This window comes from Amycolatopsis sp. NPDC051128 (assembly GCF_040682715.1).
Lineage (GTDB): Bacteria > Actinomycetota > Actinomycetes > Mycobacteriales > Pseudonocardiaceae > Amycolatopsis.
Genome location: NZ_JBFBBN010000017.1, coordinates 99,818 through 116,572 on the forward strand (window position 1 = coordinate 99,818; position 16,755 = coordinate 116,572).

Sequence of the window (16,755 nt, forward strand, 5' to 3'; positions counted from 1 at the left end):
TCGTCTTCGAGTCGGGGAGTTGGCTGTCTGGCATGCAGAACATCCTCATCGTCGGCGGCACCGGGAAGACCGGTCGCCGCATCACCCGGCGTCTCAGGGCCGCCGGCCAGGCAGTGCGAACGGCTTCCCGCACCGGCGGAGACATCGCGTTCGACCTCGCGGATCCGATAACCTGGGCACCCGCACTGGAGGGCGTCACCGCCGCCTACGTCGTGGAACCCAACCTGCGGGCGAGCGGGGACCGCATCCCGAGGTTCGTGGCCGAAGCGGTCGCCGCAGGTGTGCGGCGGTTGGTGCTCCTGTCGGCCGGCGGTGTCGGCGAGGCCGACGACCGCCATCCGCTCAAGGCCGCCGAACAGGCCGTGCGCGCCGCCGGACTCGACTGGACCATCCTGCGACCGGACTGGTTCTCGCAGAACTTCAGCGAGGGCCCCTGGCTGCCGGCGGTCCTCGCCGGGACGCTGTCCCTGCCCACCGGTGAAGGGCGCACGCCGTTCATCGACGCCGAGGACATCGCCGAAGTCGCCGCGGCGGCGCTCACCGAAGACCACCACAAGAGCCGGATCTACCAGCTGACCGGACCACGGGCCATCAGCTTCGGTGAGGCGGCAGACCTCATCGGCAAGGCCACCGGACGCACGATCCGTCACACCGACGTCGCCCCCGAGGCCCACATCGAGCGCCAGGTCGCCAACGGCATCCCACCCGAAATCGCGCGGCTGCTCACCGGCATCCTCGTCGCCATCCGCGACGGCTCGGCCCCCGAGCCCACCGACGGCGTGGAACGGGCCCTCGGCCGGCCCGCCAGGCCGTTCGAGGACTACGTCACCGAAACCGCCGCCACAGGTCTCTGGAACTGACCCGGCCGACCGGTTCCGTTCGAAAGGCTCGTCGACCGACTGCTGCGGGAAGTCGGTCGACGAAGCAGTACACGCCGCGGTGGATGGCAGAGGGAACGCGCGCTGTTTGCGTCGAATCCGCCTCGATTCGACGCAAACCAAAGGGGTAATGTGACCCTGCGTGGGCGATTCGCTCATCGCCCTGTGCGGAGCGGGGAGCTGTCCCGCAGGACGACGGTCGTCGGCAGCCAAACGACCTCGTTCTCCGCTCCGCCGGCCAGGACGAGGTCGATCGCGCGCAGGCCCATGGCTCGCATGGGCACCCGGACGGTGGTGAGGGCGGGGGCCACGTCGGTGGCGGCGCTGATGTCGTCGAACCCCGCCACGGCGAGGTCGCGCCCGGGGACCAGGCCCGCGTCGCGCAGTGCGCGCATGGCGCCGATCGCCATGACGTCGTTGACGGCGAACACCAGCTCGATGTCGTCCAGACCACGGCCGAGCAGTTCGGTCATGGCCGCGTGGCCGCCTTCCTCGGTGAAGCCGGCTTCGATCACGACCGCGTTCCCCGGCTGGGCGAGACCGGCCAGGAACCCTTCCGATCGATCCCTGGAGGTGCGGAGGTCGTCAGGGCCGCGCAACACGGCGAAGCGCCGGTATCCGTGCGCGACCAGGGCGGCCGCCAGGTCTCCGGCGGCCCGGCGGTTGTCGACCGCGACGGTCCCGTACGGCAGGCCCGGCTGGCTCACCACCGCCACGCGCCCGCCCGCGGCCTCGTAGGCGCGCAGTTCTCCGGCCAGGGCGTCGTGCTCGTCCCCGATCCGGCTGCCGGCGAGGACGATGGCGTGCGGCCGGTGGCCGCGCAGGGTCGAGACGATCTCCAGTTCCCGGGCGGGGGACCGGTCGGTGACGGCCATGGTCACGGTCAGCCCGGCGGCCTCGGCGCCCTCGATGGCCCCGGCGGCGATGGAGGAGAAGTAGGGGTCGGCGATGTCGTGCACGATCAGCGCGACCGTTTTCGTCGACCCCCGGGCGGTGGCCTGCGCGGACAGGTTCGGCGCGTAGCCGAGTTTCTCGGCCGCCCGCAGCACGAGGGCCAGCTTTTCCGCGCTGACGGTGCGGGTGCTGCCGTTGAGGGCCCGCGACGCGGTGGCCGCGGAGACGCCCGCCTCCGCGGCGACGTCCCGCAGGGTGGGGGACGAGCCGATGCGTTCCTCGGTCATGACGTGACGAGCTTCTTTCCCTGGGTCCGCGGGTTCTTGTGGATCCGGACGATAGGTGATGGAATACGTTTTCCGAGATTATGACCCGGTGGCTCCACGATGGCGTGAGGAGTGCCCACGTGTTCAGTATCTCCAGGCAAGCCGCTCCCGGATTGCTCGCGGCTGCCTTGCTCGTCGCCCCGGCACAGGTCGCGCTCGCTTCACCCGCGGAGATCGTCGCGGCGGGAGTGAGTTACCACGTCGACGCCGCGCAGGGGAACGACACCGCCTCGGGCTTGGACAGCGCGCACGCGTGGCGCAGCCTCGCGCGGGTCAACCAGATGACCTTCCGCCCCGGTGACGAGATCCTGCTGCGGGCGGGCGGGCGGTGGAGCGGGCAGCTGTGGCCGAAGGGCTCCGGCGCGCAGGGCGCGCCGATCACCGTCGACCGGTACGGCGACGGCGCGAACCCCCGGATCGACGGCGGCGGCGCGGTCGACGACACCGTGCGCCTCGCCGACCAGGAGTTCTGGACGGTCCGGCGCCTCGAGGTGACCAACCAGGCGCCCGCGACGAGCACCCCCGGCGCGAACCTCAAGGACCTGCGGGGCATCCACGTCACCGGCACCGGCGGCCGGCCGCTCCACGGTTTCGTCGTCGACGGGGTCGACGTCCACGACGTCACCGGCGAGGTGAACTGGATCGGTGGCGACACGGCGGACAACAAGCCCGGCATCCACTTCAAGATGGGCTGGGACCGGTCGAAGAAGACCGGCGGCATCGTCTTCGACTCCACGGTGGCGAACGTCGGCGCGCCCCCGGCGACGCCGACGGTGCTCGACGGCATCACCATCCAGAACTCGGTCATCGCCAACACCTCGTTCGCCGGCATCTCGGTCAAGCAGTACTCCGGGGACGCCCCCGGCGCTGTGGCCACCGGCTGGGGAAGCCGCGCGAGCGCGGGCGACACCCGGTTCACCCCGCACACGAACGTGGTCATCCGCGGCAACCACATCAGCCAGCCGGGCACCGCCTACGGGTGCAACGGCGTGTACCTCACCGGCGTCCGGCACGCGGTGGTCGAGGGGAACGTCGTCCACCGGGCGGGCACGTCGGGCATCGAGGCCTACTTCGCCGACGACGTGACCATCCAGTCCAACGAGGTCGCCGAGACCAGGCAGAAGGCCAACGGCGCGGATTCCAACGGCATCGACGCCGACAAGGGCACCACCAAGGTGGTCGTCCAGTACAACTGGTCCCACGGCAACGGCGACGGCGTCCTGTTGTGCCAGTTCTCCTTCGGCGATGTCGTGCTGCGCTACAACGTCATCGCGGGCAACACCAGGTACCCGGTCTACCTGCACTCCGACAAGGCCGCGAAGGCCAAGGTGTACGGCAACACGATCCACAACGACCGCGGCAAGTACCTGGTCTACGGCTACGGCACGTCGCTGACGTCGTCGTACGACATCACGGACAACATCCTGTACTCCACAGTGGCCGGCGCGTCCCTCACCACCAGTTCGACCATCCGGTACGACAGCAACCTCTACGGTGGCGCCTCCCTGCCGGTGCCCTCCGGCGACGCGCACGCCGTCCGCGCGGATCCGCAGTTCGCCGGCTCGCCGGACTGGACGGTGGGCACACCGGAGTCCGGGCCGCGGCTCGCCGCGGCGTACGGTCTCCGGGTCCGTCCCGGATCGCCCGCGATCAACCGGGGCGTCGCGATCAGCGGCAACGGCGGCCGTGACTACGCGGGAACCCCGCTGTACACCGGGAAGCCGGACATCGGCGCGTTCGAAGTGGGGTAGTGATGCCGCATCCGGCACGGGACACCGTGACCCTGCACGACGTCGCGGCGGCCGCCGGGGTGTCGCTCGCGACGGCGTCCCGGGTGCTGGGCGCCAGTTCCCGGACGGTCGCGCCGGAGTTCCGTGAGCGCGTCCTGGCCGCCGCCGAGCGGCTGCGGTACACGGCGGACGCGTCCGCGCGGGCGATGCGGCGGGTGAGTGACTCGCTGGCGCTCGTCGCCGACGACGTCACCACGCCGTCGATGGCCATCGTGGTGTCGGCGATGGAGCGGGCGGCCAGCACCACCGGCGCGTTCGTCACCGTCTCGGCGACCCACGGTGACCCCGGACGCCAGCTGGAGACCATCCGCCGGGTCCGGGCGCTGCGGCCGCGGGCGCTGGTGCTCACCTCCGGCCGGGTCGAGGCCGGCGCGCTGTCCGGCCGGCTGCTCGCGGAGCTGCGCGCCTACGAGCACGACGGGGGCCGGGTGGTGATCGTCGGCGACACGGACCTGCCGTTCCACTCGGTCGGGTTCGACAACCACGGGGCGGCGTCCCGGCTGGGCCGGTACGTGGCCGAGTCGGGGCACCGGCGGGTCGTGATCGTCGCCGGCGCCCGTGGCCAGGCCGCCGCGGCGGCCCGGACCGCCGGCTTCGTCGAAGGACTGCGGGCGGGCGGCGTCGCCGAGCCCGCCGTGCGGATCGTGCACTGCCCGGTGAGCCGGGAGGGCGGGTATGAGGTGGCGCACCGCTTGGCCGCCGAAGGACTGCGGGGAACCGACGCCGTCCTGGCGGTCAACGACCTGCTCGCCGTCGGCGCGCTCCGCGCCTTCCGCGAGGCCGGGGTCGCCGTGCCGGACGGCGTGTCGCTGACCGGGTTCGACGACGTCGGGCTCGCGGTCAACGTCACGCCGAGGCTCACCACGGTGGCGCTGCCGCTCGCGTACGCCGGGGCCGAGGCGATCCGGCTCGCGCTCGGCGAACCCGGTGCGGTCACCCACGTGACCGTCGAAGGCCGGCTGGTCGTCCGCGACAGCACGCGGGAGCGAGTGGCGGCGGCCGGCTGACCGCTCTTGACGGGGTTGTACAGCGCGGGCCACACTCCGGGAATGCGTTTTCCGAGTTTCCGTGAAGAGCCGGTGGCGTGAGCACCCTCGACGAACTCAGAGGGCTGCGCCGGCGCGGCGCGCGGTCCTCCAAGCGCGACAACAAGGCCGCGTTCTGGTTCCTGCTGCCGTGGTTCGCCGGGCTGGTGTTCATCACCGCCGGGCCGATCGCGGCGTCGCTCGGTCTCGGCTTCACCAAGTACAACCTGATCCAGCCGCCCCAGTTCACCGGGCTGGGCAACTTCGCTCGGATCTTCACCGACGCGCGGCTGCACAACGCGCTGGGCGTGACCTTCACCTACGTGCTGGTGTCCGTGCCGCTGCAGCTGGCGTGCGCGCTCGGCGTCGCCATGCTGCTGGACCGGGGCATGCGCGGGCTGGCCTTCTACCGGTCGGCGTTCTACCTGCCGTCGCTGCTCGGCTCGAGTGTCGCGATCGCCGTGCTGTGGCGGCAGATCTTCGGCACCGAGGGGCTGGTGAACCGCTTGCTCGCCCTGGTGGGCATCAGCGGGCAAGGATGGATCTCCGATCCGGATTCCGCGCTGTCGACCCTCATCGTGCTCAACGTGTGGACGTTCGGCGCGCCGATGATCATCTTCCTGGCCGGGCTGCGGCAGATCCCCGCCGTCTACTACGAAGCCGCGGCCATCGACGGCGCCGGCAAGTGGACCCGGTTCCGGCGGATCACGCTGCCGCTGCTGTCCCCGATCATCTTCTTCAACCTGGTGCTGCAGGTGATCCACGCGTTCCAGTCGTTCACCCAGGCGTTCGTGGTGTCCGGCGGCACCGGCGGCCCGGCGGACTCCACCATGGTCTACACGCTTTACCTGTACCAGCAGGGTTTCGCGCGCTTCGACATGGGATACGCCTCCGCGCTGGCGTGGTCACTGCTGCTGATCATCGCCGGGTTCACCGGGATCAACTTCTGGGCCGCGAAGTACTGGGTGTTCTATGACGATTGAGACCGCGCCCCTGAAGACCGCCGGCAAGCACGTCGGCTTGGTGCTGCTCGCGGTGGTCATGCTGTACCCGGTCCTGTGGATGGTCGTCAGCTCGCTGCGGCCGAACGACGAGATCTTCCGCAGCCCCAGCCTGGTGCTGGACCACCCGCGGATCCAGAACTACGCCGACGGCTGGACCGCGCTGGCGTCGCCGTTCGGCCACTACCTGGTCAACTCGGCGATCGTCGTCCTGGGCTGCGTCATCGGCAACCTGGTGTCGTGCTCCATGGCGGCCTACGCCTTCGCGCGGCTGGAGTTCACCGGCAAGCGCTGGTGGTTCGCCATCATGCTCGGCACCATCATGCTGCCGATCCACGTGATCATCGTGCCGCAGTACATCCTGTTCTCCCAGCTGGGCTGGGTGAACACCTTCCTGCCGCTGATCGTCCCGAAGGCGCTGGCCACGGACGCGTTCTTCGTCTTCCTGATGGTGCAGTTCATCCGCGGGCTGCCGCGGGAGCTGGACGAGGCGGCGCGCATCGACGGCTGCGGCCACCCCCGGATCTTCCTGCGGATCATCCTGCCGCTGACGAAGCCGGCGCTGGTCACCACGACGATCTTCACGTTCATCTGGACCTGGAACGACTTCTTCAGCCAGCTGATCTACCTGACCGATCCCGAGATGTACACCGTTCCCGTCGCCCTGCGCTCGTTCGTCGACGCCACTTCGACGACCTCGTGGGGCTCCCTGTTCGCGATGAGTGTCCTCTCCCTGCTCCCGATCTTCCTGGCGTTCCTCTTCGGACAGCGCTACCTCGTCAGGGGCATCGCCACGACCGGGGGCAAGTAGCCCCGGAAAGGAAACAAGGCCATGCGCTCGAGCTACGTCCGCCGCCTGGTGTGGGCGGTTCTGCTGACGCTGACCGCGTCCCTGCCGGTCGCCTGCTCGGCCGGCTCCGGTGGGGGCGACGAACTGTCCGCCGGGCCGGTGACGCTGCGCTTCACCTGGTGGGGCGCCGACGACCGGCACAAGCGGACCCAGCGGGTGATCGAGGAGTTCCAGCGGAAGCACCCGAACATCACCGTGCGCGGGGAGTTCAAGGACTGGAACGGCTACTGGGACAGCCTGGCCACCACCGTCGCCGCCAACGACGCGCCGGACGTCATCCAGATGGATGAGCTCTACCTCGCCTCCTACGCCCAGCGCGGCGCGCTGCTGGACCTGAACACCGTGAAGAAGCAGCTGAACACCGGCGATTTCGACGGCAAGGCACTGGCCACCGGAGCCATCGACGGAAAGCAGTACGGGTTGCCCGTCGGGCTGGGCTCGTACGCGATGGTGGCCAACACCGATCTGCTGGCCAAGTTCGGCATCCCGCTCCCCGACGACAACACCTGGTCGTGGGACGACCTCAGGAAGGTCGGGGAGCAGGTGTCGAAGGCCGCGGGCGGCTCGGTGTGGGGCGTGCAGTCCCCGGGCTTCAGTGACGCCGGCGGCCTGCAGATCCGGGCCCGTCAGGCCGGTGGGTCGCTGTTCGACGACCAGGGCAAGGTCGCCATCCCGTCCGAGGTCCTCACCGGTTACTTCACCTACCTCCGCGACCTGGCCCGAGGCGGCGCCGCACCGCCGCCGTCGGTCACCATCGAGAAGGCCAACGGAACTCTCAACCAGTCGGCCGTGGCCACCAACGCCACCGCGTTCGGCTTCTGCTGGAACACCCAGCTCACCGCCCTGACGGCGGCCAGCGGACAGAAGCTGAAGCTGCTCAAGCTGCCCGGTGAGGCCCAGGCGCACGCCGCGTACTACAAGCCGTCGATGTTCTGGTCGGTTTCGGCGCGGTCCCAGCACCCCGCGGAAGCCGCGCTGCTGGTGGACTTCCTGGCCAACGACCCGGACGCGGCGAAGATCCTGGCGACCGACCGGGGCGTCCCGGCCAACCCGAAGATCCGCACGGTCATCGACAGCACCCTCAAGGCGACCGACAAGGCGGCGGCCGACTACCTGAACCAGCTCACCGTCAGCGACCCGCCCCGGGTCACCCCCAACGGGGCGAGCACCGTCGAGACGATCATCAAGCGGCACGCCGAGGACGTGTTGTTCGACCGGGCCGCGCCGGACCAGGCCGCCAAGGCGTTGATCACCGAACTGCAGGCCGACGTCGACGCCGCCAGGTAACCCCATCGGAGAAAGGGAACACCATGCCGGCGCGGACCCACCGCACCGCCATCGTCGGAACCGGGATGATCGCGAGCGCCCACGCGTCGGCGATGCGCGCGGCCGGCGACCGGGAGAGGAGACCGTGGACCTCGTGCACCTGTGCACCCCGCCGCGGCAGCACGCGCCACTGGCGATCGAGTGCCTGGACGCCGGTGTCACCGTGCTGGTGGAGAAGCCGGCGGCACGGTCGCTGGTGGAGATGGACGAGCTGGTGGCGGCCGAGCGCCGGTCGAGCGCCCAGGTCGCAACGGTCTTCCAGCACCGCTTCGGGCCCGCCGCCGTCCGGCTGCGCGGGTTGACCACGGCGGGGCGGCTGGGCAGGCCGCTGCTGGCCACCTGCGCCACCCTCTGGTACCGGGACGACGACTGCTACGCGGTGCCGTGGCGGGGGTCGTGGGACGACGAGGGTGGCGGGCCGACGATGGGTCACGGCATCCACCAGTTCGACCTGCTGCTGTCCGTGCTCGGCCCGTGGCGGGAGGTTCGCGCGCTGGCGGCGCGGCGGGCCCGTGCGGTGCGCACCGAGGACGTGTCGATGGCGCTGGTGACCTTCGCGAACGGAGCGGAGGCCTCGGTCGTGAACTCCGTGGTCTCGCCGAGAGAGACGTCCTCGCTGAGATTCGACTACGAGCGTGCCACGGTGGAGGTGGAGCATCTGTACGGCTACACGGAAGCGGACTGGACGGTGACCCCGGCGCGGGGGCACGAGGACGTCCTGTCGTGGCGGGGCAAGATTGAGCCCGGCTTGCCCAGCAGTCACGAATGGCAGCTCGCGGCGGTTCTCGACGCGCTCGACCACGGCGACCCACCCCCGGTGACGTGCGCGGACACGCGGAACACCATGGAGTTCGTCGCCGCGCTCCACGCGTCAGCGTTCACCGGCGAGACGATCCACTGTGGACAGATGACCGCGGAGAACCCGTTCTACCACCGGATGGACGGCACCGGCGCGCCGTGGGCGAAGGTGGCCCGGTGACGCCGGAAATCGTCGAGGCAGGCGACGTCGTGGTGGTGCGCGCCGGCGACGTGGAGCTGTTCCGGTACGTGTGCCGGCCGGCGGTGCCGGCGTTCGAGGGCCCGAAGCCGTACCTGCACCCGTTGCGGACGTTGGCCGGCGACGTCGTGACCGGCTACCGGCCGCACGATCACCGGTGGCACAAGGGAATCCAGATGACCGCCACGGACGTGTCCGGGCAGAACTTCTGGGGTGGCGTGACCTACGTGCGCGACCGGGGCTACGTGGAACTGCCGAACGTCGGGACCATGCGGCACGACGGGCTCGTCGTCGCCGGCGCCGCGCCCGATCGGGCCGGCTTCACGGAGAAGCTGACCTGGCTCACCCAGGCGGGCGCGCACTGGGTGGACGAGGTCCGGACCTGGACGGTCCACGACGTCGACGGCGAGTCATGGGCGCTGGGCTTCGCCACCGAGCTGACCAACGTGCGGGGCGAGCCGCTCGTCTTCGGCAGCCCGACGACCAGCGGACGGGACCTGGCCGGGTACACCGGGCTGTTCTGGCGCGGGCCGCGGGCCTTCACCGGCGGGGAGATCATCGCCGCGGACGGGCAGGGCGGCCCGGAGATGATGGGCAAGGAAGCTTCGTGGCTCGCCTACGTCGGGCACCACGACGAAGTGGACCGGTCGTCCACCCTGGTCTTCATCGACCACCCCGGCAACGAGGGCACGCGCTGGTTCGTGCGCAGCACCCCGATTCCCGCGGTGAACCCGTCGTTCGCGTTCTTCGACGAGGTCGGCCTCGCGCCGGCGGACACCTTGCGGCTGCGGTACCGGATCGTCGTGGCCGACGGCGCGTGGGACCGCGCGCGCATCGAGTCCTATGTGGAGCGACATCCCTGGTGACGTCGTCGCCGGGTGGATCGGCAAGCACCGGGCCGAGTGGTGAGGCCGCCCGGATGCGGCGGAAAGCGACTTCGCCGGAACCCCTGCGGCTCGGCGCCACGGCCGGCCAGTCCGCGCGGTCCGGCGCGTGCTTCCTCGTCGGGCGGGCCGAACCGTCGGCCGCCGGTCTCCCGGATGAGCCGGGCATCGACCGTCCGGCCTACGACTCGGCCGGCCGAGCTTACCGTTCAGTTGCAGTCGGAAATTTGTCACCGCTTCCGTGCGCGTTCACGAAATTCGACGGTGAGCGGTCTTGCCACGGTGTCCGGCGTGCGGTTCCATCCTTACCGGAACAGTTCCGTGGCTGAACGTTCACGATCGGCGCCCCGGTCGACCGCGTGGGAAAGCGCTTCCTCGGCGGGGGATCAACGGATTCGGCAGACATCCCGGCAAGCCACCAGCCGCACCTCCCCAGTGAACGCAAGGAGTCATCGATGACCTTGGAGCCTGTACGGCGACACCGCGACCGGCTTCGCGGCGACGTCACCACCACCTGGGAGGCTGTCCTGTGAAGAGGATCCGGCCGGACAGAATCCTGAAGCGGCGATACCTCCGCGCGGTCGTGGCCGGCTTGCTCTTGGCCGCCTGCGCCGTCGTGACGTCGTCCCCGGCGGGTGCCGCCGCGCCCCCGCGGGTCATGGCGCTGGGTGACTCGATCACCGGCTCGCCCGGGTGCTGGCGGGCACTGCTGTGGCAGCACCTTCAGCAGACCGGGCACGCCGATGTCGACTTCGTCGGCACCCTGCCCGCCCCGGGGTGCGGCTTCGCCTACGACGGCGACAACGAGGGCCACGGCGGGTTCCTGGCGACCGGGATCGCGCGGGACAACCAGCTGCCCGGCTGGCTGTCGTCGGCGCGCCCGGACATCGTCCTGATGCACCTGGGCACCAACGACGTCTGGAGCAACATCCCGGCGAGCACGATCCTGGACGCCTACACCACGTTGCTGGGCCAGATGCGGGCCGCCAACCCGGCCACCAAGCTCGTCGTCGCCAAGATCATCCCGATGAACCCGGCCAACTGCGGCGCGTGCGGCCAGCGGGTGGTCGAGCTGAACAACGCCATTCCCGGCTGGGCGCGGGCGCACAGCACGGCCGCGTCCCCGATCACCGTGGTCGACCAGTGGACCGGCTTCGACACCGCGGCGGACACCACCGACGGCGTCCACCCCAACGGCACCACCGGGATCCGGAAGATGGAGAGCCGCTGGTACCCCGCGCTGGTCGCGGCGCTGGGCCCGGACACCCCGGCCGCGACCGGGCTCCACGTCGACGGCACCAAGATCGTCGAGGCGAACGGCGCGGCGTTCGTGATGCGCGGAGTCAACCACGCGTACGTGTGGTACCCGGCCCAGAACAGCTCGTTCGCGAACATCAAGTCCTTCGGCGCCAACACGGTCCGGGTCGTGCTCGGCAGCGGGCAGCGCTGGGGACCGACGTCGGCGGCCGAGGTCACGAACATCATTTCGCTGTGCAAGCAGTCGCGGCTGATCTGCGTGCTGGAAGTCCACGACACCACCGGTTACGGCGAAGAAGGCGCGGCGGCGAGCCTGGACCAGGCGGCCAGTTACTGGATCAGCGTCGCCAACGCGCTGAAGGGCCAGGAAAACCACGTCGTGATCAACCTGGGCAACGAGCCGTTCGGCAACAACCAGCAGGTGAGCGCGACGTGGGCGAGCGCGACGAGCAACGCGATCACCCGGTTGCGCGGGGCCGGGCTGACGCACCTGCTGATGGCCGACGCGCCGATGTGGGGCCAGGACTGGCAGAACATCATGCGGGACAACGCGGCCTCGGTGTTCAGCGCCGACCCGCAGCACAACACGGTCTTCTCCATCCACATGTACGGCGTCTACGACACGGCCGCCGAGATCAACGCGTACTTCGACGCCTTCCGGACGGCCGGGCTGCCGCTGGTGGTGGGCGAGTTCGGGAACAGGCACACCGACGGCGACCCGGACGAGGACACGATCATGGCCCAGGCGCAGGCCCGCGGGCTCGGTTACCTCGGCTGGTCCTGGAGCGGCAACAGCAGCGACGTCGCGTACCTCGACCTGACGAACGGTTTCAATCCCGCCAGTCTCACCGCGTGGGGCGAGCGGTTCCTCAACGGCCCCGACGGAGTCCGGCAGACCGCGAAGGAAGCCACCATCTACGGCGGGGGCCAGGTGGACACCCAGGCACCGTCGACGCCCGGCACCCCGGCCGTGTCGGCGGTGACTTCCGGCAGTGCCACGCTGAGCTGGACGGCGTCGACCGACAACGTCGGCGTCACCGGCTACGACGTCCTCCGCGCGCCCGGCGCCAGCGGCGGCACGTTCGGCGTCGTCGGCTCGACCGCGACGACCACGTTCACCGACAGCGGCCTCGCCGCCTCCAGCACCTACCGCTACCAGGTGCGGGCCAAGGACGCCGCGGGCAACACCTCGGCCGTCTCGGGGACCGCGACCGCGACGACCAGCGCAGGCGGTGGCACCGGCGCGTGCAAGGTCGCCTATTCCGCGTCGAACTGGGGCGGCGGCAACGGGTTCACGGCCAACGTCACCGTCACCAACACGGGCACGGCCACGGTCAACGGCTGGACACTGGCCTTCACCTTCGCCGGCGGCCAGCGGGTGACCCTGCCCGGCTGGGGCGCCACCTTCGCCCAGTCCGGCGCCGCGGTCACCGCCACCAACCTGAGCTGGAACGGCACGCTGGGCCCGAACGCCTCGGCCGGCATCGGGTTCAACGCCACCTACAGCGGCGCCAACCCGGCGCCGACGTCGTTCACGCTCAACGGAAGCCCCTGCACGACCGGCTGAACGAGGCGGCACCGAGACGCGGGCAGCGACGCCCGCGGTGGCGGTCGTGGCCGAGGTGGGCACGCTGGTGCTCCCGGCCGCGGCCGCCACGGCTCGCCGTCCGGCCCGGACCTCAGGTCCTCCGGGCGGCGGACACCCGGTCGCGTGGCCATGCCTCAGAGCGATCCGCGGGCGATGACGTCGGCGTACCAGCGTGCGCTCTGTTTCGGCGTCCGCTTCTGCGTCGGGTAGTCGACGTGGACCAGGCCGAAGCGTTGCGTGTAGCCACGGGACCACTCGAAGTTGTCCAGCAGGGACCAGGCGTGGTAGCCGCCGAGGCGGGCGCCGTCGGCGATCGCCCGCCGGGCCTGGACGAGATGGTCGCGCAGGTAGTCGATCCGGGCCTGGTCGGCCAGCCCGTCGCCGGGGGTGTCCGGCGCGTCCGGCCGTCCGTTCTCGGTGACGCTGGTGAGCGGGTTGCCGTAGTCGCGGCGCAACCGCAGCAGGGTGTCGTACAGCCCGGGGGGATAGATCTCCAGCCAGTTCGCGGGCGAGGCCACCGGGTACTTGCGCACCGTCCGCCCGTCGGCCCGCACGAACGCCGGGTTGTAGTAGTTCACCCCGAGCAGATCGATCGGCACGCTGATCCGCTCGAGGTCGCCGTCGCGCAGCACCGACTCGAGCGCGGGGCGGCGGAACCCGGCGTCGTGGAGCCCGTCCGGGTACCGGCCCTTGAACACCGGGTCGAGGTAGGCCGTGTTCTCCGCGACGTCGCGGACGTGGACCGCGTGCGTGGCGTCCGCGTCGTCGGCCGGGTACACCGGGGCCAGGTTGAGCGCGGCCCCCACCTTGCTCTTCGGCGCCGCGGCGCGCAGGGCGGCGACGGCGAGTCCGTGGCCCAGCATCAGGTGGTGCAGCGCCTTGGTCGCCGCGTCGGGATCCTGCCGGCCCGGTGCGAAGTCCCCGCTCAGGTAGCCGACCTGTACCTGGGTCTTCGGTTCGTTGACGGTGAGCCAGGCCGGGACCAGGTCGCCGAGCCGTTCGCCGACGATCCCGGCGTAGTCCGCGAAGCGCTGCGCGCACTCCCGTGACTCCCACCCGCCGACCCGGTCCTGCAGCGCCTGCGGCGTGTCCCAGTGCCACAGGGTCGCCATCGGGGTGATTCCGCGGGCGTGCAGGCCTTCGAGCAGCTTCCGGTAGAAGTCCAGGCCCTTCGTGTTCACGCTTCCGGCGCCGTCGGGCAGGATCCGGGGCCAGGAGATCGAGAAGCGGTAGCTGCGGATGTGCAGCTCCTTCATCAGGTCGAGGTCCTCCTGGTAGCAGTGGTAGTGGTCGTCGGCCGGAGAACCACTCGACGCGTCGGCGATGCGGTGCGGCTGCGCGCAGAAGGCGTCCCAGACCGAGGGACCGCGCCCGTCCTCGGCGACCGCGCCCTCGATCTGGTAGGCCGACGTGGCCACACCCCAGGCGAAATCGGGGGGAAAGGTGACCGGACCGCTCGTACCCGGTGCGGGGGAGGGGCTCGTCGGCGGGTGGCCGGTGCAGCCGGCCGCGGAACCGGCGGCGGCCACGGCGGCCACGCGCAGCAGGTCTCGCCGGGAAAGGTCGCGCATCGTGACTCCTCCGGTCCGGAAAGATGGTGGCTTGTTCATGTTCGCGCGGAAGCGACCCCGAGCGCCGCGGTCCTCCAACGGGTACCGTCTGACGGCCGCCCGGAAATCCCCTCCGGCGACGGCCGGACTGCGTTACCGTCGTGGGGACCGCACACCCGGGGGGAATCATGCGTCGACTGGTCACATCCGTTACGTGCGTCGTGCTCCTGCTCGCCGGCGCCGGTACCGCCGCCGGGGCGACGGACCCGCGTCAGGCCGCGCTGGACACCGCCGTGCGGGCCGGGAACGTCGGGATGATCGCGATCGCGTCGGATCCGGCCGGCCGGTGGCGGGGGCGCGCCGGGGTCCGTGACGTCACCACCGGCGCGAAGCCGGACACCGGCGGGCGGTTCCGCATCGGCAGCGTGTCCAAGACGTTCACGGCGACGCTCGTGCTGAAGCTCGCCGCGAAGGGCAGGCTGGGGCTGGACGACCCGATCGCGAAGTACCTGCCCGGCCTGCTGCCCTACCCGGAGCCGATCACCGTCCGCCAGCTGCTGCAGCACACCAGTGGCCTGCCCCGCGACCTGGCCCCGCAGTACACCTGGACGACCGCGGAGGAGCTGGACACCGAACGCTTCGTGCACTTCGGCGAGGTGGAGGCGATCCACGACAGCACCGTGCAGCCGCTCCTGTTCCCGCCGGGCTCGGACTGGTCGTACTCCAACACCGGCTACAACGTGCTGGCCCTGCTGGTGGAAAAGCTCACCGGCCGTCGGTTCGAGCAGGTGCTCGCCGACTGGATCACCCGTCCGCTGCGGCTGGCCGACACCTTCCTGCCCCGGGACTTCCCGCTGGTGCCGGACGCGGCCATCCGCGGCTACGAGCAGCTGTACCCGGCCCCGCACGGGCTGACCGACGTCACCGTGTACAACCTCAGCCGCTACATCGGCGCCGGAAACGTCATCTCCAGCGCGGCCGACCTGAACCGCTTCTTCCACGCGTTGCTCGGCGGCGAGTTGCTGCCGGCCGGCCTGCTGGCGCAGATGAAGACCACCGTCCCGTGGCCCGGCCAGGGCGGCGTGCTCGACTACGGACTGGGGCTGATGCGCCTCTCCTTGGCCCCGTTCTGCGGTCCCGGCGCTCCCGTCGTCTGGGGACACGGCGGGGACGTGCCCGGGTACAGCACGTGGAGCATGAGCGACGAGACCGGCACCCGCCGGATCACGGTCGCGTCCAGCCCGGACCTGACCGCGCCGCCCGCCGCGATGTCCGGCCGGATTCTCGCGATGGTGACGGAGTTCTGCACCCCGGACCTCCCCGACGCCCCGGCCCGCGCCGCCCGTGTCCAGGCGGCGATTCCCCAGCTGGCTCAGGTCCGGTGACCGGCGCTCGCGGTTTCTCACTCACGACCCCGGCGGATCGTCTTCGATATAGAAACGGGTTCGCAGCAATGGTGCATTCAGCCCGTCGACGTCGATGACCAGTATCCAGTGCCCGTTCGCCGGAACTGTTATCTTGAAAATCGGTGCGATGGCGACACCGCCCAGCATTCTGTAAAACTTCCGGCTTTTGTATGCTTGAAAGTTCTTCTGTGTCATCAGTCTTACGTTCGCCGTGGCTTGGAGCAGGACGGTCACGACGGCATTCTTGCGCACACTCCCCAGGTCGAAAGCCTGTGACTGCATACTTTCCCCTTGGCACGTCTTCGAAAGCGTCAGGCCGCCGCCGCTTCTTGATCTGGCCTGTGGGGTGTCAGTCGGCTACGCGGGCGATGCCGTTACGGAAGTCGGGCAGGGGTGCGAACAAGCCGTTTCCCGGAATGGGCAAGTGATTAACGTTCAGCCTGCCGCCGGGTAGTTAAGGGTTCCTCTGCCGCGCAAGCGGTCAACGGAAGGCCGTGAATGGCTCATTGAGGGACTCTATGTCCCTCAATGTGCCATTCACGGCCTTGGGCGAGCACCTGAAACCGGGCCAATCGGGCCAATCGGGCAGCTTGGCAGCTCGCTGCCGCAGCTAACTGCCCGGCCTAGGGCGTTCGGTGCGTCCAACGCAACCAATGTGGCGTTCGATGCGTCACCCGGTGGCGCGAGTGGGCCGAGCACCTGCGGGCGATGGCGGCGTCCGCCGAGCTGTCCGCGGAGCTGACCTACTGGATGGCGACTCTGCGGGGCGGCGCGGCCGCTGGGCTCGGCGGCCGGCGTGCTCGCGCCGGCGCGACCCACGAGCTGTGATCGTGTGGCGGTCCGCGCCGCGCCGTGAACGCCCGGCCGTTCCGTGGTAAAAAAATCACCGATGCGCCGGGACGTCCCATTCGATCCGCGTTCGAATCCCGGTCGCGCGGTTTGCCCGGCCGGCCGGTGTGCCGCCGGGTCGGCGCGTTTTTCCT

Annotated in this window: 13 protein-coding genes; 10 read left to right on the plus strand and 3 right to left on the minus strand. The window is 70.4% G+C overall.

Annotation, left to right across the window (positions count from 1 at the left end):
• The first annotated feature begins 32 nt into the window (after nt 1–32).
• Entirely contained in the window at nt 33–860 is an 828-nt protein-coding gene (locus tag AB0M82_RS19730) for an NAD(P)H-binding protein (RefSeq protein ID WP_364723525.1), read from the plus strand.
• A 173-nt stretch (nt 861–1,033) separates the two neighbouring features.
• Here AB0M82_RS19730 and AB0M82_RS19735 read toward each other — a convergent pair whose 3' ends face one another.
• Nucleotides 1,034–2,059 carry a LacI family DNA-binding transcriptional regulator gene (locus tag AB0M82_RS19735; RefSeq protein ID WP_364723527.1) on the minus strand — a complete coding sequence of 342 codons (1,026 nt, stop codon included), beginning with the start codon at nt 2,057–2,059 and terminating at the stop codon, nt 1,034–1,036.
• Between the two features lie 119 nt (nt 2,060–2,178).
• Here AB0M82_RS19735 and AB0M82_RS19740 point away from each other — a divergent pair, with 119 nt between their 5' ends.
• The 8 genes from AB0M82_RS19740 to AB0M82_RS19775 all read left to right on the plus strand — a co-directional run bounded on the left by AB0M82_RS19740 (nt 2,179) and on the right by AB0M82_RS19775 (nt 12,795).
• Nucleotides 2,179–3,849: a right-handed parallel beta-helix repeat-containing protein gene (locus AB0M82_RS19740; protein ID WP_364723530.1), complete on the plus strand. Its 1,671-nt coding sequence runs from the start codon at nt 2,179–2,181 to the stop codon at nt 3,847–3,849.
• A gap of 2 nt (nt 3,850–3,851) precedes the next feature.
• The gene (locus tag AB0M82_RS19745; RefSeq protein ID WP_364723531.1) at nt 3,852–4,895 is read left to right on the plus strand and encodes a LacI family DNA-binding transcriptional regulator; all 1,044 of its coding nucleotides are present in this window, start codon (nt 3,852–3,854) and stop codon (nt 4,893–4,895) included.
• Between the two features lie 77 nt (nt 4,896–4,972).
• Complete coding sequence (locus AB0M82_RS19750; protein WP_364723534.1) at nt 4,973–5,896, plus strand: sugar ABC transporter permease; 924 nt, start codon at nt 4,973–4,975, stop codon at nt 5,894–5,896.
• Nucleotides 5,886–6,725: a carbohydrate ABC transporter permease gene (locus tag AB0M82_RS19755; RefSeq protein ID WP_364723537.1), complete on the plus strand. Its 840-nt coding sequence runs from the start codon at nt 5,886–5,888 to the stop codon at nt 6,723–6,725. The genes AB0M82_RS19750 and AB0M82_RS19755 overlap by 11 nt, the downstream gene beginning before the upstream one ends.
• A 21-nt stretch (nt 6,726–6,746) precedes the next feature.
• On the plus strand, nt 6,747–8,051 hold the full coding sequence (locus AB0M82_RS19760; protein ID WP_364723540.1) for a sugar ABC transporter substrate-binding protein: 1,305 nt from the start codon (nt 6,747–6,749) through the stop codon (nt 8,049–8,051).
• A gap of 124 nt (nt 8,052–8,175) precedes the next feature.
• Nucleotides 8,176–9,069 carry a Gfo/Idh/MocA family oxidoreductase gene (locus AB0M82_RS19765; protein WP_364723543.1) on the plus strand — a complete coding sequence of 298 codons (894 nt, stop codon included), beginning with the start codon at nt 8,176–8,178 and terminating at the stop codon, nt 9,067–9,069.
• Complete coding sequence (locus AB0M82_RS19770) at nt 9,066–9,953, plus strand: PmoA family protein (protein ID WP_364723546.1); 888 nt, start codon at nt 9,066–9,068, stop codon at nt 9,951–9,953. The genes AB0M82_RS19765 and AB0M82_RS19770 overlap by 4 nt, the downstream gene beginning before the upstream one ends.
• A gap of 547 nt (nt 9,954–10,500) precedes the next feature.
• Nucleotides 10,501–12,795 carry a cellulase family glycosylhydrolase gene (locus AB0M82_RS19775; protein ID WP_364723548.1) on the plus strand — a complete coding sequence of 765 codons (2,295 nt, stop codon included), beginning with the start codon at nt 10,501–10,503 and terminating at the stop codon, nt 12,793–12,795.
• Between the two features lie 155 nt (nt 12,796–12,950).
• Here the strand turns inward: AB0M82_RS19775 and AB0M82_RS19780 are convergent, their stop codons facing one another.
• Nucleotides 12,951–14,387, minus strand: coding sequence for a GH1 family beta-glucosidase (locus AB0M82_RS19780; protein WP_364723551.1), 1,437 nt, complete (start codon nt 14,385–14,387; stop codon nt 12,951–12,953).
• A 167-nt stretch (nt 14,388–14,554) separates the two neighbouring features.
• On the opposite strand from AB0M82_RS19780, the gene AB0M82_RS19785 reads away from it, so the two are divergent.
• Nucleotides 14,555–15,751: a serine hydrolase domain-containing protein gene (locus tag AB0M82_RS19785; RefSeq protein WP_364723554.1), complete on the plus strand. Its 1,197-nt coding sequence runs from the start codon at nt 14,555–14,557 to the stop codon at nt 15,749–15,751.
• Between the two features lie 21 nt (nt 15,752–15,772).
• On the opposite strand, the gene AB0M82_RS19790 is transcribed toward AB0M82_RS19785, so the two are convergent.
• On the minus strand, nt 15,773–16,054 hold the full coding sequence (locus AB0M82_RS19790; RefSeq protein ID WP_364723556.1) for a DUF1883 domain-containing protein: 282 nt from the start codon (nt 16,052–16,054) through the stop codon (nt 15,773–15,775).
• Nucleotides 16,055–16,755: the final 701 nt, after the last annotated feature.